This window comes from Nonomuraea sp. NPDC005730, assembly GCF_040630865.1.
In the GTDB taxonomy this organism is placed as follows: Bacteria; Actinomycetota; Actinomycetes; order Streptosporangiales; family Streptosporangiaceae; genus Nonomuraea.
The window spans coordinates 13,935-32,464 of sequence record NZ_JBEXYK010000021.1; the positions used below are offsets into that span (position 1 = coordinate 13,935).

The window sequence follows — 18,530 nt, forward strand, 5'->3', positions numbered from 1 at the left end:
GCATCGTGAAGATCGCACATGCCGCCGCCGCGCTGGCCCTCGTCGCGGGCCTCACGGCCTGTGGCGGCGGCGCGGCCCCCACCCCCACCAGCGGCTCCGGAAGTTCCGGCGGGCTGGAGAAGACACAGCTCCTCGTCGGCGTGGTGCCGGTGCCGTCGGCGGCGCCGCTGTTCATCGCCGAGAAACGCGGTTTCTTCAAGGCCGAGGGCCTGACGGTCAAGACCGAGATCATCCAGGCCCCTCAGGCGGTCATGCCGAAAATACTCAACGGCAGCATGGACGCGTTCCTGACCTCCTACGTCTCGCTGCTGTCCATCAACGATTCCGGTGCGGCCAAGCTGAAACTGTTCCAGCACAGCCAGGAGTCGGCCCCCGGAATCGCGGGCGTGGTCGTGCCCAAGGGGTCGCCGGTCCGCTCCGCCACCGACCTCAAGGGCAAGACGGTCGCGGTCAACGTGCTCAAGGCGCTGGGCCAGACGGTCACCAACGCCCACCTCCAGCAGGCCGGGCTCGCCCCCGACGACGTCAAGTACGTGGCGATGCCGTTCAACGAGCAGCTCGGCGCGCTGGCCTCGGGCAAGGTCGACGCCGCCTGGCTGGTCGAGCCGTTCCTGACCGCCGCCAAGAAGGCGGGCGGCACGCAGGTGATCGACACCATGTCGGGCCCGACCGCGGGCATCCCGATCGACGGCTGGGGCGTGTCCGAGTCCTGGCTGGCCGCCAACCCCCGCACCGCCGCCGCCTTCCACCGCGCCCTGGCCAAGGCCCAGGGCGTCGCCGCCGCCGACCGCAAGGCGATCGACGCGGTCATCCCGACGTACACGCAGATCGACGCGGCGAGCGCGGCGGCCATGAAGCTCGGCGTCTTCTCGATGGAGCCGCCCCGGGAGGGTTTCCAGAAGCTGGCCGACCTGCTCGTCGGCTACGGCTACCTGAAGAGCAAGCCGGACGTCGGCACGCAGATCGCGACCGGCCTGGAATGATCACGCGGGGCGGGCGGCTGGTCCTCGGGGCGGCGGGGGTCGCCGGGGCGCTGGTCCTGACCGAGGCCGCGGGGCGGGCCGGACTCATCGATCCCGGGGTGCTGCCGTACGCCTCCGACGTCCTGGCCGCCGCGGCCGGGCTGGCGGCCGACGGCGCCTTCCACGCGCAGGTGCTGGCCACGCTCGGCGCGTGCGCGGCGGGCCTGCTGATCGCGATCGCGGTGGCGGTGCCGGCCGGGCTGCTGCTCGGCACGGTCCCGGTGGTGGAGCGCTCGGCGCGGCCGCTGGTGGAGTTCCTGCGGCCGATCCCGTCGGTGTCGCTGATCCCGCTGGCCATGTTCCTGTTCCCCGACAGCGCCGACGCCAAGACCTCGCTGATCGTCTACACCTGCTGCTGGCCGCTGCTCGTCAACACCATGTACGGCCTGTCCGACGTCGACCCGCAGGCCAAGGAGACGCTGCGCAGCTTCGGCTTCGGCCCGCTGGCGGTCGTGCTGCGGGTCTCGCTGCCGAGCGCCGCGCCGTTCGTCGCCACCGGCGTGCGCATCTCCGTCGGGGTCACCCTCATCGTCGCCGTCAGCGTGGAGCTCATCGCGGGCGGCGACGGCATCGGCACGTTCCTGCTCCAGGCCGGCAGCGCCAACCACGTCGACCGGGTGCTGGCCGGCACGCTGTGGGCGGGCCTGCTCGGGCTGGCGGCCAACCTGCTGGTCACCACGGCCGAGCGGCGGCTGTTCCGCTGGCACCACGCCCGCGCGCAGGTCGCGGCGTGACCCGGCCGGGGCCGGGCGGGCCCGTGGCGACCGTCTGGCGGTGGGCGCGCCGCCACTGGCTGCTGCCCGTGGTGGCGGTGTTGTGGGAGCTGGTCGCCCGGCGGGCGGCGGCCGTCTACTTCCCGCCGCCCAGCACGATCCTGGCGCGGCTGCGCGAGATGTGGTTCTCCGGCTCGCCGGGCCGGCTGTTCCTGACCGACGAGGCGGTCGCCGACCTGCTGCCCAGCCTCGGGCGGCTGGTGGCGGGCTGGGCGCTGGCCGCGCTGGCCGGGGTGGCGCTGGGCCTGGCCCTGGGCCGCCTGGAGTGGCTGGCGGCGCTGGCCGAGCCGCTGCTGCACCTCGGCCGCTCGGTGCCGCCCGCGGCGCTGCTGCCGGTGTTCCTGCTGCTGTTCAAGATCGGCACCCCGATGCAGCTCGCCTCGATCGTGTACGGGGTCGTGTGGCCCGTACTGATCAACTCGATGGACGGCGGCCGCCACGTCGACCGCGGCTACCTCGACACCGGCCGGGTCTTCCGTCTGTCGGCGGCCACCCGCCTGTTCCACGTCGTGCTGCCCGCGGCCGCGCCGAAGATCCTGGCCGGCCTGCGGCTCAGCGTGTCGCTGGCGCTGATCATGATGGTGATCTCCGAGCTGTACGGCAGCAGCGAGGGCATCGGCCACCGCCTGCTGGAGGCGCAGAGCCAGTTCGACATCCCGGCCATGTGGGCCGGCATCGTGCTGCTGGGCGTGCTCGGCGTGGCGCTCAACTCGATCTTCCTGGCGGCCGAGCGGGGGCTGCTGCGCCGCTACGCCCGCGCCTGACGCTCAGCCCCGGCCGTGCAGGCGTTCGATGACCTCGCGCTGCCGGGCGACGTGGAAGCCGCGGTCAGGGGCGGTGTCCAGGTCGGCGGGCCGTTCGACGTCGTGCGCGGCGTACTCCTGCGCCCACAGTCCCGTCTTGACCCGGCTGGGCAGGTTCGCCATGCCGGGCCTGCGGCGGGCGCGGCGCAGCGCGGCCAGGTCCAGCTCGGCGGCGGCGACCAGCGTCTCCCCCGGGCCGGCCTGGGCCAGCGCGCGGCCCTCGTGGTCGATCACCTCCGAGCCGCCGTTGACCGAGTCGCCGGGGATCGCGATGCCGGACAGCCCGGCGGTGTTGGCCGAGACGACGTAGGCCAGGTTCTCCACCGCGCGGGCGCGGCGGGCGACGGCCTTGGGGGTCAGGGCGGGCGAGTACGCCTCGGAGGTCGGGTTGCAGAACACCTCCGCACCGCGCAGCGCCAGCGCCCTGGCCAGCTCGGGCACCAGGATCTCCTCCGAGGCGAGCGCGGCCAGGTTGCCGATCTCGGTGCGCGCGACCGGCAGCACGCCGTCGAGGCCGTACCGGTCGAGGTACCGCTCCCACACGTCGTACGGCGTGGGCGTGAACAGCGAGTGCAGCCGCCGGTAGCGCAGCACCGCCTCCCCCGCGGGGGAGAGGATCACGCACGCCTGGAAGTACAGGCCGGGGAAGTGCTCGTCGCGCTCGTAGGCGTTGACGCACAGGAACACGTCGTTGTCGGCGGCGATCGCGGCCAGCGCCCGGTACTCGGGCCCGTCCACGTCGAGGGCGGCCTTCTCGCGCCACTCGGCCGGCCCCTGCCCGGCGGGGAAGCCGGTCAGGACGTACTCCGGCAGCACCACCAGCCGCAGGGCGGGGCCGAGCCACGCCTTGCTGCCGCCGACGCGCTCCGCGACGCGCCCGACGGCGGCGGCCAGGTCGGCGCGGTCGGTGACGGCCCTGGCCGCGATCTGGAGCGCCAGGGCGGTGCAGGCGGTCATGTCAGGCGGTCCTGTGCTCGTCGATCAGCGTGCGCCGGACGCACTCGCCGTTCCTGATCCACTGCCAGGTGCGGCTGCGGGAGGCGCCGTCCGGGCTCAGCACGATCAGCTCGAACAGCCGCAGGTCGTCGCCCTCGGCCTTGAAGCGCCAGGTCAGGTAGATGGTGCTGTCGTCGAGCTCCCAGAACTGGCCGGTCAGCCGTTCGGTGTCGAACGCGCACCGGCCGCCGCCCAGGTACGTGCCGGGGAACTCGTGCACCTCGGTGCGGCCGTCGTCCCAGCGGTAGCGGTTGGTCTGGTGGTAGCCGGCGTCGTCGACGATCGCGCAGGTCATCTCGACGTGGTGGCGGTCGATCACGGCACCGTCCTTGTCGACGTGCACGTACTCGCCGGCCCACTCGCCCTCGTGGCGGGCCAGCAGCGGCATCTCGGCACGCAGTCCCATGCTCTATCCCTCCCTGGGGTGCCACCACGGGTCGGCGGCCCCGGACCGGTTGATCAGGTACGCCCTGCGGCGCAGGAACCGGCCGATCGAGGCGGCGCCCATGCGCGAGCCGCCGAGCCCCGACAGGCCGAAGGAGTTCTTCTCGCCCTCGTGGACGAGCGCGGTCAGCGCGGCGTCGTTGACGCTGACCGCGCCGGCGTTCAGCCGGGCCGCGACGGCCAGCGCCGCCTCCTCGGTGGCGGCGAACACCGCGGCCGACAGCCCGTACGCGCTGTCGTTGGCCAGCGCCACCGCCTCCTCCGCCCCGGACACGGCCATGACCGGCAGCACCGGCCCGAACGTCTCCTCCGTCATGACCAGCATGTCGTGCCGCACCCGCGACAGCACGGTGGGACGGCACCACAGCCCGCCGCCGTGCCGCTCGATCGCGCCGCCCGTGTGGGTCAGCGCGCCCTTGGCGGCGGCGTCGGCCAGGTGGGCCGCGATCACGTCGGCCTGCGCGGGGTCGATGATCGGCCCGATGGGGCCGCCCTCGCAGGTCAGCCGGGTCCGCGCGGCCCTGCCGGCGAGCAGGCCGAGGAAGGCGTCGTAGGCGCCGCGCTCGACGTAGACGCGCTCGACCGACTGGCAGGACTGCCCGGCGTTGGCCGTGCCGCCCCAAAGGACGGCCTCGGCCGCCCGTTCCAGGTCGGCGCCGGCCAGCACGATCGCCGGGTCCTTGCCGCCCAGCTCCAGGTGGGCGGGGACGAACGCGCGCGCCGCGGCCTCGGCCACCCGGCGGCCCGTCGGCACGCTGCCGGTGAACACGACGGTGTCCACCAGGCCGACGAGCCGTTCGCCGGTCTCGGCGGCCCCCTCGACCAGCCGCAACGGCAGCCCGGCGGGGACCAGCCGCATCAGCGGCTCGATGAAGCGCGGCGTCACCTCGCTCGGCTTGACCAGCACCGCGCAACCGGCCGCCAGCGCGGGCACCGCGTCGATCAGGGCGAGCAGCAGCGGGAAGTTCCAGGGGCTGATCACCCCGGCCAGCTCGTACGGCACCGCGTCGCCGCCCACGACGATCCCCGGCAGCGCGGCCGGCCGTTCGGGCGGGGGCGCGAGCAGCGCGGGGGCCTGGCGCGCCCATCGTTCGGCGAGCCCGGCCGTGAGCTGCCGTTCCAGCCTGGACTCGGCCTCCCGGCCCGTGTCTGCCACCAGCGCGGCCAGCAGTTCGTCGTCGGCCGCCAGCGCCCGGCCGAACGCGGCCAGCACTTCACCCCGGTCGGCGGCCCGGTCAGGGGCCCGCCAGGCGGGGGCCATCGCGCGCAGCCCGGCCGCGATCTCCGCCAGCCGGTCGGGACCGACGGGCGCGAGCGGCCGCTCGGCCCGCCCGGTGAGCGGGTTCCTGACGACGTGCCCGGTCGAAGGCGTCACGAGGCCCATTCTGAGCACGTCGAACATCGCGGTGTCCAGCCGTACGCCACCCCGAATGATCTTCGACGCCGGAGAGCCGCCCAGGGCCACCGGCGGCCGGCCGGTGAGCTGGGCCGATGAGAAGTGGGCCGGTCAGCCCTGGAGGAGTGCCGCGATCGTGGCCAGCAGCGCGACCGGCCCCATGACGGCCACCGTCACCACGGTCGCGCTGCGGCCGGGCAGGAGGCGGGCCAGCACGCGCGCCGCCCTGCGCCGCGCGGGCGCCGCGCCGGGCAGCACGAACAGCCCCAGCGTGAACCCGCCGGCGGCCAGGGCCTCGGCGTGGCTGGTGCTCGACCCGGCCGCCTCCAGGAGGCCGGCCACGCCCAGGCCGACGGCCAGCGACAGGAGCAGGTTGCCCATGGCCACGAGCGCGGCGCGGGCCGGCGTCGGCCGCTCCTCCGAGAGGAAGTGGTCGGCGACGCGCAGCGCCAGCGAGAGCGCCACCGCCAGCAGGCCGCCGACGACCGGCGTGACGACGGTCGTGGCCGACAGCGTCACCAGCGCCAGCACGCCGACGAACGCGCTGCTGGTCACGAACCGCCGCAGGTCGAAGGGCTCGGCGGGGGCGGCGGGCGCGGGAGCGGGCCGCGGGCGTTCCCACTGCCGGTCCGCGTGGACGGTCGGGGCGGGCGGCGCCGGCTGCTCGTGGTGGCCGCGCGGCGCGTACTCGACCGGCGGGAGCAGGGCGGAGACGGCGTCCATGGTGAGCGTGCTGGCGCCGGGCCGTTCGGCCACGAACGGGCGGTCGCCCGGGTCGAGCGCCCCGGCCTGCCGCAGCAGCTCCCGGGCGACGGGCCGGGCGGCCGGGTCGACGCGCAGCGCGCCGGCCAGCCAGCCGCGCAGCCACGCGGGCGCCTCGTCGAGCCGCGCCCGTCCCTCCATGGTGTTGAAGCAGACGGCCTCGAACGACCCGGTGCCGAACGGCGGCAGCCCCGTGGCGGCGAAGAACACCGTCGAGGCCAGCGCGTGCACGTCGGCCGCCGGGGTGACCTGCGAGGCCCGGATGATCTCCGGCGCCAGGTAGCCGGGCGTGCCGACGAACATGCCCGACTGCGTCAGCCGGGCCGCGTCGACCAGGTGGGCGATGCCGAAGTCGATGACCAGCGGCTCGCCGCCGACCAGCATGACGTTGGCCGGTTTGAGGTCACGGTGGATCACGCCGGCCGCGTGGATGTCGACCAGCGCCTGGCACAGCCCCTGCGCGAGCCTGACGACCGCGCGGGCCTCCAGCGGGCCGTCGGTCAGGACGGCCTGCTCCAGCGTGCGACCATCGGCGAAGCGCGTCACGACGTAGGGCCGGTGGGCGTCGAACTCGGCGTCGACGACCTCGGCGACGTACCGGCTGCGCACCCGGCGCATGGTCTCCACCTCGCGTACCAGGCGGTCGCGCGCCTTGAGGTCGGCGGCGACGTGCGGATGCAGCACCTTGATCGCGACCTGGCGACCCGCGCCGTCGAGACCGAGGTGGGCGACCCCCATGCCACCCTCGCCGATCTTTCTGATCACCCGGTAAGGGCCGAGATGCTCCTGCGTCTGAGCACTCATCCTCGACGTCATCCTCCGTGTTCCCCCGTCGTTCCCCGCTGGCCGTGCACCGGCGCGCGGCGAGGAACATTCTCCCGCAGCGCACCCCCCGAGATGCACAGTAAGCGAAGATCGACCGAAGTGCGGCGATATGGGATCAGAGCCAGCCGCGGGCGGCCGCCTCCGCGCCCGCCTGGAAGCGGCTGGTCACGCCGAGGCTCTCCACCACGGCGGCGATCTTGCGGGTGGCCGTCCTGGGGCTGACCCCGAGGTGGCGGCCGATGGCCTCGTCCTTGAGCCCGGCGTTGAGCAGGCGCAGCACGAGCAGGTCCGCCTCCGCCGGGCGTTCCTGAGCCGCCTGCGGCAGCCCGGCCAGCGGCCGGCCGCGCTCCCAGTAGACGTCGAACAGCTCGACCAGCGCGTCCAGCAGCCGGGAGGGGTGCAGCAGGGCGATGTTGTCGTAGACGCCGTCCACCAGCGGGAACAGGCCGATCCTGCGGTCGGCGATGCGCAGCTTGAACGGCAGGTGCGCGACGAACCGGGACCGCTCGCCCTCTTCGGCCAGCCGGATCAGGGTCTCCAGGCGGCCGGGCCGGTCCAGGGACTCGGCGCAGTAGACCACCCGGATGTCCACGCCGCGCGCCAGCAGCTGCCGGGTGCCGTCCAGCTCCGACTCGTTGGTGTCGTGGGAGTCGTCGGGGCGTCCCACGTATGGAGGGCGGTCGAAGCCGAGCAGCTCCACGCCGACCGTCCGCTGGAGCTCGGTGATCACCCGTTTGACGGCCTCCTCGCCGGCCAGGACCTCCACGACGCCGGCGGGCCCGGAGCCCATCCGGCCGGAGTGGTAGAGCTGGGCGAAGTCCGACACGACCGTCCGGACCGCCGCGAGCCGCGCCTCGGTCTCCAGGCGCCGGCGGTCCACCAGCCACTCGATCGCCGCCTCCGGCGGCACGGCCTCGTACCGGCCGGGTCCGGTGCGGCGCAGCAGCCCGGCGTCGGCCAGGCGGGCCAGCCCGGCGCGCACCCGGGCGGGGCCGGTCTCCAGCGCGGCCGCGGCCTGGGCCGTGGGCAGGCCGGGTCCGCGCAGCAGCAGCCGGTACAGCCGCTCGTCGAAGTCCGACAGGCCCACCGCGCCGAGCACAGAGCCGTCCGCCACAAAACACCTTCCGAAAATGTCGTTTTTGGTCACGTGGCCGAAAATGTCAGCACTATATCTCGACACTGATCTCCACTGGACGCTTGACTCCATGGCGGCCCTCCGGTGATCCTCCCCGGACGGGTGACCAGGCTCGTCCCCCTTGAGGAGCAATGTCCCGCAACACCCGCGTTCACCGCGCACTGGCACTGGCCGCCGCGCTGGCGGTCACCGCCGCCGTCCCGGCCGTGGCCCGGCCCACGGCCGCCTCCGCAGCGGCCTCCACAGCAGCCGCCGCCCCCTCCCCCTACGTCGTCACCCTGACCGAGTCGCCCCTGGCCACCTACGACGGCGGCGTCACCGGCATCGCGCCCACCAGGGGCGGCAAGGGCAGGAAGGTGGACACCACCAGCCCCCACGCCAGGCGCTACCGCGACCGCCTGACCACCCGGCAGGACGAGGTGGCCCGGAGCGTCGGCGCGTCCGCCACCGCCCACCACGTGGTCGCCTCCAACAGCTTCACCGCCGACCTCACCCCCGCCCAGGCCCTGCGGCTGCACGCCGGCCGGGGCGTGCTGTCGGTCACCCCGGACGTCCTGCACAAGGCCCTGGACGACCGGAACTCCACCGACTTCCTGCGCCTGTCCGGCGACCGCGGCCTGTGGGCCGCACTCGGCGGCACGGGCAAGGCGGGCAAGGGCGTGGTCGTCGGCGTCGTCGACACCGGCATCTGGCCGGAGAACCCGTCCTTCGCCGGCCCGGCCCTCGGCACCGAGCCGCCCGCCGGCGCCGACCCGTACCGTCCCTATCTCAAGGACGGCGCCACGGTCATGCCGAAGGCCGACGGCGCCACGTTCACCGGCCTCTGCCAGACCGGCGAGCGCTTCACCGCCGACCTGTGCAACGGCAAGCTGGTCAGCGCCCGCTACTTCGGCGAGCAGTGGCTCCGGCAGACCCCGCCGGAGCAGCGTGACGACTTCGCCTCACCGCGCGACGCCCAGGGCCACGGCTCGCACACCGCCGGGACCGCGGCGGGCAACCACGGCGTCCCGGCCGCCGCGAACGGCATCGACTTCGGCACGGTCTCGGGCGTCGCGCCGGGCGCGGCGATCGCCGTCTACAAGGCGCTGTGGCAGGGCAAGGACGGCGGCACGACGGGCGGCTTCAGCTCCGACCTCATCGCGGCCATCGACCAGGCGGTGGCCGACGGTGTGGACGTGATCAACTACTCGATCGGCAGCGCGATGTCGGAATCGGCCGCCGACGACCCGATCCAGCTCGCCTTCCTGGCCGCCGCCCAGGCCGGCGTCTTCGTCGCGACCGCCGGCGGCAACTCCGGCCCCGACGCCTCCACGCTGGACAACACCGCGCCCTGGACGACGACCGTCGCCGCCGGGACGATCGCGCCCCGCCGGGGCGAGGTCCGGCTCGGCGACGGCGCCGCCTACCGGGGCATCAGCACCTCGGTCGTCGCGCCGCTCGGCCCCGTGCCGCTGGTCACCGCCGTGTCGGTGAAGACCGGCCAGGCGGCCGACGCCGACGCCGAGGTGTGTGCGGCCGGCTCGCTCGACCCGGCCAAGGCCGCCGGGAAGATCGTCTACTGCGCGCGCGGGACGACACCCCGCGTGGACAAGTCGGCCGAGGTCAGGCGGGCCGGCGGCGTGGGCATGGTGCTGGGCAACCCGACCCCCCAGTCCACCGACGCCGACCTGCACGCCGTGCCGACCGTGCACGTGGACGCGCCCGACGCGGGGAGGATCGCGACGTACGCGGCCACGCCGGGCGCGACGGCCACCCTGCTCCCGGCCCCCGCCGACGGCGTGGCCTATCCCGAGGTGACCAGCTTCTCCTCGCGCGGCCCCGCCCTGTCCGCCAAGGGCGACCTGCTCAAGCCGGACGTCACCGCCCCCGGCGCGGCGATCCTGGCCGCCGTGGCGCCGCCGGGCAACGACGGCAAGGACTTCGACTTCTACTCCGGCACCTCGATGGCCACCCCGCACATCGCCGGCCTGGCCGCCCTCCACCTCGGCCGGCATCCCCGGATGTCGCCGATGGCGATCAAGTCGGCCATGATGACCACCGCCTACGACACCAGGACCCCGGACGTCTTCGCGCAGGGCGCGGGGCACGTGGACCCGTCCCGCATGTTCACCCCCGGCCTGGTCTACGACGCCGGGCCGAAGGACTGGTACGGGTTCCTGGAGGGCCTCGGCGTGGCCACCGGCACCGGCGCCGCGCCGCTGGCCGCCTCCGACCTGAACTACCCGACGATCGCGGTGGCCGAGCTGTTCGGCTCGCGCACGATCACCCGCCGGGTGACGGCGCTCACGCCGGGCGTCTACCACGCCTCGATCGAGGTGCCCGGGTTCAGGGCGAAGGTCAAGCCGTCCACGCTGGTGTTCAAGGAGGCCGGCCAGGTCAAGGAGTTCACCGTCACGCTGGAGACGCTGCCCGAGGCCACCGGCGAGACCGCCACCGGCCGGCTCACCTGGAGCGGGGCGGGCACCAGCGTGCGCAGCGCGATCGTGGCCACGCCGCTGAGCGCCAGGGCGCCCGCCGAGGTGCGCGGCGCGGGCGCGACCGGCTCGCTCTCCTTCGAGGTGACGCCGGGGCTGAGGAAGTTCCAGGTCACCCCGTACGGGCCGGTCTCGGGAGCCGAGACGCCCGGCACGGTGAGCCAGGACGAGGTGTTCGGCCGCGAGATCCCGATCACGGTGCCCGAGGGCGCCCGGGCCGCCGCGTTCCGCATCAAGGCGGTGAACCCGGAGGCCCAGGTGGGCGGCCTGCTCGTCTACGACGGCGCCGGCGGGCGCGAGTACGAGGCATGGGTGTCCAGCCCGGACGGCGACCACCGCGCCGTGCTGTCCCGCCCGCGGCCCGGCAGGCACACCCTGATCGTGCTCAGCCTCGGTGACCTGCCGGGGACGACGTCCACGGCGTTCACCGCCCAGGCCGACATCGTGGAGGCGGGCCACGCGCGTGGCGCGCTCACGGTGACGCCGGCCCGCCCGAAGGTGACCGCCGGCACGCCGTTCACGCTGACCGCGTCCTGGACGGGCGCGACGCAGCGCGTCAGCACCGGCTACGTCGAGTACCCCAACGGCGCCGGGACGATCGTCACGATCAACTAGCCGCCCGCCACTCCGCCCGCCACTCCGGCCGCCACGGCAGAACCCGTCCGAACCGGGCGAGTTCCCCGTGGTGGCCGGGGTCCACCGGGCCGAGGGCCAGGTCGAGCAGGGGGACGGCGGCCCGCTCCGGCGAAGGGGCGCCGCTGACGTCCCACCACAGGCCGGACGTCGGCGTGTTGATCATTCGCGCCTCCCCGGTCCCGGCCCCGGGCCGGTCGCGGACCTGGCGGGCGCGCTGCGCGCCGCCGCCGTCGGCTCCCGACCGGGCCACCGGTTATGGTGTGGCCTGTGATCCGTGCCGTGGTGGTTGATGTCGACGACACCTTGTGCCTCACCGAGGCCGCGTGCTTCGAGCTGGAGAACGAGGTCCTGGCGCGCCTCGGCCACGGGCCCATGTCCAGGGCGGTGCACGTGGCGACCTGGGGCCGGTCCCTGCACGAGGCCATGCCGCTCCGCTCGCCCGGCCTCGACCTGACCGCCTACCTGCCCCTGCATCACGCCGTGCTGCGCGAGTACGTGGCGGCCGGGCTGGTCGACGTCGTCCCGGCGGAGAACCTGCGCGCGATCGACGAGCTCAACGCGGCCGGGCGCGAGGTCATGCTGCTGACCTCGCGCGACGAGGCCGAGATGGAGCACCTGATGGCGCCGGGCCACGCGCTCGACGGCCGGATCGCGGCGGTCTACCACGCCGGCAACACGCGCTTCGGCAAGCCCGACCCGCGCGCCTTCGACGAGCTGCTGGCCGCCACCGGCCTCGACCCCGCCGAATGCCTCTACGTGGGCGACTCCCCCACCGACGCCGAGGCGGCCACCGGCGCGGGCCTGCGGTTCGTCGCCTGCATGCAGAGTGGGCTGCGCCGGCCCGCCGACTTCGCCCCGCACCCGGTCGACGCCTTCATCGACGCCTTCCCCGCCCTGGCCGGCACCGTCGCCCTGCTGGAGGAGGCCGCCCGCGGCCCGCTGACGACGGCCCTCGACCAGCGCGTCCCGGTGGCTGGACAAAGGGGCCGGAGGGGCGTAGAGCCGATGGTATGAGCACCTCGGAACTGCCGAACGACGAGCTGCGCGCCGCCGTCGCCGCGCGCCGGGAGCTGGGTCCCGACTACGAGCAGGCCCTGGTCGACTCGTTCCTGGAGCGGGTCGGCCACGAGATCGACCGGAAGGTCGAGGAGCGGCTCGCCCAGCGCACGCCCCAGGACAGCGGCCACCGGGGGATGTCCGCGGGCCTGGCGTACTTCTCGGTGATCTTCGGTGTGGGCGGGACGATCGCGCTGGTGGGCCGGCCGGACGGGCTGATCGCCGCGATCGTCATGCTGGTCGCCCTCACTGTGATCAACGTGGCCGTCGCCCTGCGCGAGCGCCGCCGCTGACCGCGCGGGTCAGCCGCGCCGCCGGATCCTCAGCACGTTGTCGACGCGGACGGCCGGCGTGCCGCCGGGGGCGGTCTGGGCGCGTTCGAACTCCTCGGCCCGCAGCACCTCCCACTCCCCCTCGGCCAGTTCCAGCGCGTCGAGCACCTGGTCGGGCGTGGGCAGCTCGACGCGGGCGTCCGGCTCCCACGGCGGGGGGCCGGCGTGCCCGAGCACCAGGAGCTGGCCGCCGGGGGCGACGGCCGCGGCGGCGGCGCGCAGGACCTTCTCGCGCGACAGTTCGGCGGGCGAGTGCAGGTAGCTCGCGGTGACCAGGTCGTACTCGCCCTCGGGGAAGGACTCGGCCAGGTCGTGGCGCTGCCATTCGACGCGCTCGCCCACGCCCGCGTCCGCGGCGTGGGCGGCGGCGCGGGCCAGGGCCACGCCGGAGATGTCGGCGGCGGTGACCCGCCAGCCGCGGCGGGCCAGCCACACGGCGTCGGCGCCCTCGCCGCAGCCCAGCTCCAGCGCGGTGCCGGGTTCCAGATCCGCGACCTCCTCGACCAGGCGCGCGTTGGGATTGCCGCTCCAGATGCGTTCGGACTGCCCGTAGCGGTCGTCCCAGAACCGTTCGCCGGAGACCGGCGCGCCGGCGGCCGCCACCGCGCGGCGGGTCTCCTCCTCGATCAGGTCGGCGTTGATCGCCGCCGCCGCCCTGACCCCCGCGGCGGCCGCGCCGATGACGTTCTCGCCCAGGTTGGCCACGTTCCCGGCCACCCACACGCCCGGGACGCCGGTCGCGCCGGCCGGGTCGGCGGGCACGTGGGCGCCCATGACGTGCCCGTTCATGAGCTGCTCGGCCGTCTCGACGCCGAGCCCGGCCAGCAGGGCCGAGCGGGCGGTGAAGCGCGGGGCGACCACGAAGGCCCGGCACGGGACGACGTCGCCGTTCTCCAGGGTGACGCCGGTGAGCGGGCCGGCGTCCGGCGACAGGCCGGCGACCCGCCCCTCGACGACGGTGACGCCGCGCGCGGCCAGCCTGGCCCGGTCCTCCGCGCCGAGCGGCGGGGCGGTGTGCGTGAAGAGGGTCACGTCGTCGCTCCACTGCCGCCACAACAGCGCCTGGTGGGCGGCGATCGAGCCGGCGGCCAGCACGCCGATCGGCTGGTCGCGCACCTCCCACCCGTGGCAGTACGGGCAGTGCAGCACCTCCCGGCCCCAGCGCTCGGCCACGCCGGGCAGGTCGGGCAGCTCGTCCACCAGGCCCGTGGTGACCAGCAGCCGGTCCGCCACGACCGCGGACCCGTCGGCCAGCCGCACGCGGAAACCGCCGGCGTCCAGGCGTTCGGCCGCCACGGCGGAGCCGGTGACGAGCTCGCCGCCGTACCCGGCCACCTCCGCGCGGCCGGCGGCCAGCAGGTCGAGCGGCGAGGTGCCCTCCCGGCCCAGGTAGGTGTGCACGCCGTCGGCCGGGGCGTTGCGCGGCCGGCCCTCGTCGATCACCAGCACCCTGCGGCGGGCCCGGCCCAGGGTCAGGGCGCCGCTCAGCCCGGCGGCCCCGCCGCCGACGACCACCACGTCGTACTTGTCGTCCATCGTGTTCCTCCAGAGATGTGCCGATGGCACACTGTGCGTCCTGCGCGACGAGGTTGACAAATGTCGTTGCCGAAATGGCAAGCTGGGCCGCATGGACGAGACACCGGAGCTCGACGAGGTCCTGCGGGCGGTGGGGCCGCGGCTGCGCGCGTTGCGGCAGCGGCGGGGCGTGACGCTGGCGCAGCTCGCCGAGGCCACGGGGATCTCGGTCAGCACGCTGTCGCGGCTGGAGTCGGGCGGGCGCAGGCCCACGCTGGAGGTGCTGCTGTCGCTGGCGCGCGCCCACCAGGTGCCGCTGGACGAGCTGATCGACGCGCCGCCGACCGGCGATCCGCGGGTGCACCTGCGGCCGGTCTCGCGGCACGGCATGACGTACATCCCGCTGAGCCGGCGTCCCGGCGGGATCCAGGCGTACAAGCAGATCTACCCGCCGGGCTGGCCCCACGGCGAGTACGAGCAGCAGGCCCACGAGGGCTACGAGTGGCTCTACGTCCTGTCCGGCCGGCTGCGCCTGCTGCTCGGCGAGCACGACGTGGTGCTGACGGCGGGCGAGGTGGCCGAGTTCGACACCCGCGTGCCGCACGCGTTCGCCAATCCCGGCCCCGATCCCACGGAGGTGCTCGCCCTGTTCGGCCCGCAGGGCGAGCGCCTGCACGTGCGCGCCCGCCCCACCGCCGGATGAGCCGCCGCTCGGGACGTGCCGGTCAGGAGGTGCCGAAGCCGTCCAGCTGCTCGCGCTCCTCCGGGGTGGCGAGCTCCTGGAAGACGGTGATGTGCAGCCCGCCGGGCGTGTCGAGGCGGGCGTTGAGCGACTGCCAGGGGGTGAGCGTGGGCGGGGCCACCTCGTCCGCGCCGGCCGACACCAGGCGGGCGGTGGTCTCACGGGAGTCGTCCACCTCGAAGGCGACCCGGAGCTTGGGCGCCACCTGCCGTCCCACCTCGACGTCGTCGATCATCTTCTTCTGGGCCGGGTTCGCGATCTCCAGGGTGGCCCGGCCCGCGTCGAGGATGGCCACGCGGGCGCCGTCGCCGGAGGAGTAGGCGGCCTCCTCGGGCAGGCCGAGCACGTCGCGGTAGAACGTCAGCGCCGCCTCGTAGTCCTCCGCCTCGACGACCAGCCGGAGCTGTCGGACGGCCGGGGCACCGGGGTGGTCGTTCATGGGTTCTCCTCATCGGATGCGGACGATCACCCCCGCCAACCCGCGCCCCGGCCGGGAAATTCCCTTACCAGGCTCGTTCAGGCCGCACTGAGGGCCTTGACCAGGTCGTCGAGGACGACGCCGGCGGCCAGCGGGGCGCCGCGGGTGCTCCAGACCGAGCCGTTCACCGGCACCACGTGCCCCGCCCTGACCGCTTTCAGCTCCTTGAACGCGGGCGTCCGCCGCACCTCGTCGAGCGTCTTCTCGCCGTCGGCGGTCAGCGTGGAGACGAACAGCCATTCGCCGTCGATGTCGGACAGCGCCTCCAGGCTGAGCGGCATGGAGTGGGCGGTGCCGTCCTTGTCCTGGGCGGCGGGACGGGTCAGGCCGAGGTCGGTGGCGACGAATCCGGCGAACTGCCGCTTCTCCATCCAGCTCGGGCCCTGCGGGTTCCACCGCACGATGCTCACCTCGGCCGGCTTGATCCTGGCCTTGGCGGCGGCGACGCGGGCGTCGTAGCCGGCCATGACCTTCCTGGCCGCGTCCAGCTTGTTGAGCGCGTTGCCGACGCCCATGAACGACAGTTTCCAGTCGTCGGTGGGGGCCATCGTCACCACGGTGGCCGGGGTGACCTTGCGGAGCTGGTCGAGCACCTGCTGGTCCTGGAGGTCGCCGGCGAGGATGAGGTCCGGCCGGGCCTCGACGACCTTGTCGATGACCGGCTGCAGCAGGTTGCCCACGACCGGGATGCCCTTCACCTTGTCGGCCAGGTACGCCGGCGGCGTGTCGATGCCCTGGCCGTTGGTGATGCCCACGGGGGTCACGCCGAGGGCCAGGACGGCGTCCAGGTCCTCCTGGGTGAGGGTGACCACGCGCCTGGGCTCGGCCGGGACCTTGATCAGGGTGCCGGTGGCGTCCTTGACCTCCCGGACGGCCGGCGCGGCGGCGGCGGACCCGCCCGGCGAGGCGGGTGCGGAGGACGCGCCGCACGCCACGGCGGTCAGGACGGCGGCGGCGGCGACGAGCAGTCCGCCGACCCTGCGGAGAGGGGTCATACGAGCTCCCGAGCTAAGAAATTAGGAAAGGCTTACCTTTTTTTAGGTTAGCCTTACCTTATGTTTACGCAAGTCCGCGCCTTCGGACTCGGCGCCGCCGCGCTGCTGGCCCTGTGCGCGGCGTCCATGCTCACCGGCGCGGGCCGGGTCGCCCCCGGGCAGGTCCTCGACTACCTGCTCGGCGGCGGCGGGGACGGCCACCTGCGGATGGTGGTGGACACGCTGCGGCTGCCCCGCACGCTGGCCGCCCTCGTCGTCGGCGCCGCGCTCGGGGTCTCGGGCATGCTGCTGCAGTCGGTCACCCGCAACCCGCTGGCCGAGACCGGGCTGCTCGGCGTGAACGCGGGCGCCGCCCTCGGCGTCGTGACCGGGATCGTCACCGCCGGCGCGCAGACCGGCGGCGCGTACCTGGGATGGGCGCTCGGCGGCGCGCTCCTGGCCACCGGGGTCGTGCTCGCGATCGGGGCCCGGCTCTCGCCGCTGAAGCTGGTGCTGGCCGGGGCCGCCCTGTCGGCCACGCTCACCGGGATCACCACGGCCGTGCTGGTGGCCGACCCGGTGACGTTCGACCAGTACCGGTACTGGATCCTCGGCTCGCTGGCCGGGATCCCCATGGACCGGGTGCTGGCGATCGCGCCGGCGGTCACGGCGGGGCTGGTCATGGCGGCGGTCGCGGCCCGGCCGCTGGCGGCGCTGGCGCTCGGCGACGACCTCGCCGTCGCGCTCGGGCACCGGCCGGGGCGCACCCGGCTGTGGGTGACGGTGGCGGTGACGCTGCTCAGCGCCGCGGCGGTCGCGGTGGCCGGTCCGATCGGCTTCCTCGGCCTGCTGGCCGGTTACCTGTCCAGGACACTGCTCGGAGGCCGGGTCGGGCCGCGGATCGTGCTGTCGGGGCTGGCCGGGGCGGTGGTGCTGCTGGGGGCCGACGTGCTGGCCCGGGTGGTCATGCGGCCGTACGAGGCGCCCGTGGCGTTGCTGGTCGCCGTGCTGGGGGCGCCGGTGCTGGTCGTGGTGGCCAGGTCGCGGGCGGTGGCCGCCGGGCCCGGCGACCTCGTCCCGTCCCGCGCGCCGCGGCGGCGGCTCGCCCGCTGGGCCGCGCGGGCGGGTGGGACGTCGCCTTCCGACGCGTGGGTCGTGCGGGGGCGGGGCTGGTCGGTGCTGGTGCCCGTACGGTCGTCCGCGGCGGCGGCGGCGCTGCTGGGGGTCACCGCGGTGGCCGTCGTGGCGGCGGTCGCGGCCGGGCAGTCGGGCATGACGGCCGGGCAGGCGCTGGGCGCTCTGGCGGGGGCGGGCGAGGGCGGGCACGTGCTGCTCGTCCAGGAGATCAGGCTGCCGCGCGTGCTGGCCGGGCTGGTGGCCGGGGCGGCGCTCGGGCTGTCCGGCTGCCTGACCCAGGCGCTGGCGCGCAACCGGCTGGCCACCCCCGACATGCTCGGCATCAACCAGGGCGCGGTCATCGCCATCATGGTCGCCGGCATGGTGTCCGCCTCGGGCACGCTGTTCGCCCACTGGTGGATCGGCCCCGCGGGCGCGCTGGCCGCCGCCGTGGCGGTGTTCGCCGTCTCGGGCGGCGTCGGCCGGCAGGGCTACCGGTTCATCGTGACGGGGCTGGCGCTGACCACGCTGGCCGGCGCGCTCACCCAGTCGCTGCTGGCCTGGCAGGGGCTCGGCTCGGCCACGGCCGTGCACTCCTGGAGCGTGGGCAGCCTGGCCGGGCGCGGCTACTCCGTCGCCCTGCCCGTGGCCGCCGGGCTGGCGGTGCTGGTCCCGGCCGCGCTCGCGCTGGCCCGCCGGGTGGCCGTGCTGCGCTTCGACGAGGACGTCAGCGCCGGGCTCGGCGTCGCGCCGGGCCGTACCAGGATCGCCCTGCTGGCGCCGGCCGTCGTGCTGGCCGGGCTGGCGGCGGGCGTGGCCGGGCCCGTCGCGTTCGTGGCCCTGGCCGCGCCCGTCGTCGCCGCCCGGCTGGCGGGCCCGGCCCGGCTCCCCCTGGTCGGCGCGCCGCTCACCGGCGCGGCGCTGGTCGTGATCGCCGACACGGCCGGGCGCGTGGCCGCCGACGGCGCCGAGATCCCCGTGGGCGTCGTGACCAGCATCCTGGGCGGCCCCTTCCTGCTGTGGACCCTGCTGTCGGACCGGAGGTCGTGAC

The 18,530-nt window shown here is 75.0% G+C and carries 17 protein-coding genes; 8 read left to right on the forward strand and 9 right to left on the reverse strand.

Annotated elements, in window-relative coordinates:
* The first annotated feature begins 5 nt into the window (after window positions 1-5).
* Genes ABZ444_RS24055 through ABZ444_RS24065 form a run of 3 tightly spaced genes read left to right on the forward strand, consistent with a single transcriptional unit; the run spans window position 6 to window position 2,559 of the window.
* Complete coding sequence (locus tag ABZ444_RS24055; protein ID WP_358000778.1) at window positions 6-983, forward strand: ABC transporter substrate-binding protein; 978 nt, start codon at window positions 6-8, stop codon at window positions 981-983.
* A complete protein-coding gene (locus ABZ444_RS24060) occupies window positions 980-1,756 on the forward strand; it encodes an ABC transporter permease (RefSeq protein ID WP_352359971.1) in 777 nt (258 codons plus the stop codon). Before ABZ444_RS24055 ends, ABZ444_RS24060 begins: the two co-directional genes overlap by 4 nt.
* Entirely contained in the window at window positions 1,753-2,559 is an 807-nt protein-coding gene (locus ABZ444_RS24065) for an ABC transporter permease subunit (RefSeq protein ID WP_358000781.1), read from the forward strand. Before ABZ444_RS24060 ends, ABZ444_RS24065 begins: the two co-directional genes overlap by 4 nt.
* A gap of 3 nt (window positions 2,560-2,562) precedes the next feature.
* On the opposite strand, the gene ABZ444_RS24070 is transcribed toward ABZ444_RS24065, so the two are convergent.
* The 5 genes from ABZ444_RS24070 to ABZ444_RS24090 all read right to left on the reverse strand — a co-directional run bounded on the left by ABZ444_RS24070 (window position 2,563) and on the right by ABZ444_RS24090 (window position 8,135).
* Window positions 2,563-3,555: a nitrilase-related carbon-nitrogen hydrolase gene (locus ABZ444_RS24070; RefSeq protein WP_358000784.1), complete on the reverse strand. Its 993-nt coding sequence runs from the start codon at window positions 3,553-3,555 to the stop codon at window positions 2,563-2,565.
* 1 nt (window position 3,556) lies between these two features.
* Window positions 3,557-4,000 carry a hypothetical protein gene (locus ABZ444_RS24075; RefSeq protein WP_358000787.1) on the reverse strand — a complete coding sequence of 148 codons (444 nt, stop codon included), beginning with the start codon at window positions 3,998-4,000 and terminating at the stop codon, window positions 3,557-3,559.
* A gap of 3 nt (window positions 4,001-4,003) precedes the next feature.
* Window positions 4,004-5,413: an aldehyde dehydrogenase family protein gene (locus tag ABZ444_RS24080; RefSeq protein ID WP_358000790.1), complete on the reverse strand. Its 1,410-nt coding sequence runs from the start codon at window positions 5,411-5,413 to the stop codon at window positions 4,004-4,006.
* Between the two features lie 132 nt (window positions 5,414-5,545).
* Complete coding sequence (locus ABZ444_RS24085; RefSeq protein WP_358000793.1) at window positions 5,546-7,000, reverse strand: serine/threonine-protein kinase; 1,455 nt, start codon at window positions 6,998-7,000, stop codon at window positions 5,546-5,548.
* Between the two features lie 136 nt (window positions 7,001-7,136).
* Complete coding sequence (locus ABZ444_RS24090; RefSeq protein WP_358000796.1) at window positions 7,137-8,135, reverse strand: hypothetical protein; 999 nt, start codon at window positions 8,133-8,135, stop codon at window positions 7,137-7,139.
* Window positions 8,136-8,287: 152 nt separating this feature from the next.
* Between ABZ444_RS24090 and ABZ444_RS24095 the strand changes: the two genes are divergently transcribed.
* Window positions 8,288-11,245, forward strand: a complete 2,958-nt coding sequence (locus ABZ444_RS24095) for a S8 family serine peptidase (protein ID WP_358000799.1) — start codon at window positions 8,288-8,290, stop codon at window positions 11,243-11,245.
* Here ABZ444_RS24095 and ABZ444_RS24100 read toward each other — a convergent pair.
* Window positions 11,238-11,516 (reverse strand): hypothetical protein, encoded by a 279-nt coding sequence (locus ABZ444_RS24100; RefSeq protein WP_358000804.1) that lies wholly within the window; start codon window positions 11,514-11,516, stop codon window positions 11,238-11,240. The genes ABZ444_RS24095 and ABZ444_RS24100 overlap by 8 nt on opposite strands.
* Before the next feature lie 29 nt (window positions 11,517-11,545).
* Here ABZ444_RS24100 and ABZ444_RS24105 point away from each other — a divergent pair, with 29 nt between their 5' ends.
* On the forward strand, window positions 11,546-12,280 hold the full coding sequence (locus ABZ444_RS24105) for an HAD-IA family hydrolase (RefSeq protein WP_358000807.1): 735 nt from the start codon (window positions 11,546-11,548) through the stop codon (window positions 12,278-12,280).
* Entirely contained in the window at window positions 12,277-12,615 is a 339-nt protein-coding gene (locus ABZ444_RS24110; RefSeq protein WP_358000810.1) for a hypothetical protein, read from the forward strand. The genes ABZ444_RS24105 and ABZ444_RS24110 overlap by 4 nt, the downstream gene beginning before the upstream one ends.
* A 9-nt stretch (window positions 12,616-12,624) precedes the next feature.
* On the opposite strand, the gene ABZ444_RS24115 is transcribed toward ABZ444_RS24110, so the two are convergent.
* Window positions 12,625-14,190, reverse strand: a complete 1,566-nt coding sequence (locus ABZ444_RS24115; protein WP_358000813.1) for an FAD-dependent oxidoreductase — start codon at window positions 14,188-14,190, stop codon at window positions 12,625-12,627.
* Between the two features lie 91 nt (window positions 14,191-14,281).
* Here ABZ444_RS24115 and ABZ444_RS24120 point away from each other — a divergent pair, with 91 nt between their 5' ends.
* Window positions 14,282-14,872: a helix-turn-helix domain-containing protein gene (locus ABZ444_RS24120; RefSeq protein ID WP_358000816.1), complete on the forward strand. Its 591-nt coding sequence runs from the start codon at window positions 14,282-14,284 to the stop codon at window positions 14,870-14,872.
* 22 nt (window positions 14,873-14,894) lie between these two features.
* Here the strand turns inward: ABZ444_RS24120 and ABZ444_RS24125 are convergent, their stop codons facing one another.
* Window positions 14,895-15,350 (reverse strand): VOC family protein, encoded by a 456-nt coding sequence (locus ABZ444_RS24125; RefSeq protein ID WP_358000818.1) that lies wholly within the window; start codon window positions 15,348-15,350, stop codon window positions 14,895-14,897.
* Between the two features lie 77 nt (window positions 15,351-15,427).
* Window positions 15,428-16,384: an iron-siderophore ABC transporter substrate-binding protein gene (locus ABZ444_RS24130; RefSeq protein WP_358000820.1), complete on the reverse strand. Its 957-nt coding sequence runs from the start codon at window positions 16,382-16,384 to the stop codon at window positions 15,428-15,430.
* Window positions 16,385-16,444: 60 nt separating this feature from the next.
* Between ABZ444_RS24130 and ABZ444_RS24135 the strand changes: the two genes are divergently transcribed.
* Window positions 16,445-18,529, forward strand: coding sequence for an iron chelate uptake ABC transporter family permease subunit (locus tag ABZ444_RS24135; protein WP_358000823.1), 2,085 nt, complete (start codon window positions 16,445-16,447; stop codon window positions 18,527-18,529).
* The last annotated feature ends 1 nt before the right edge of the window (window position 18,530 follow it).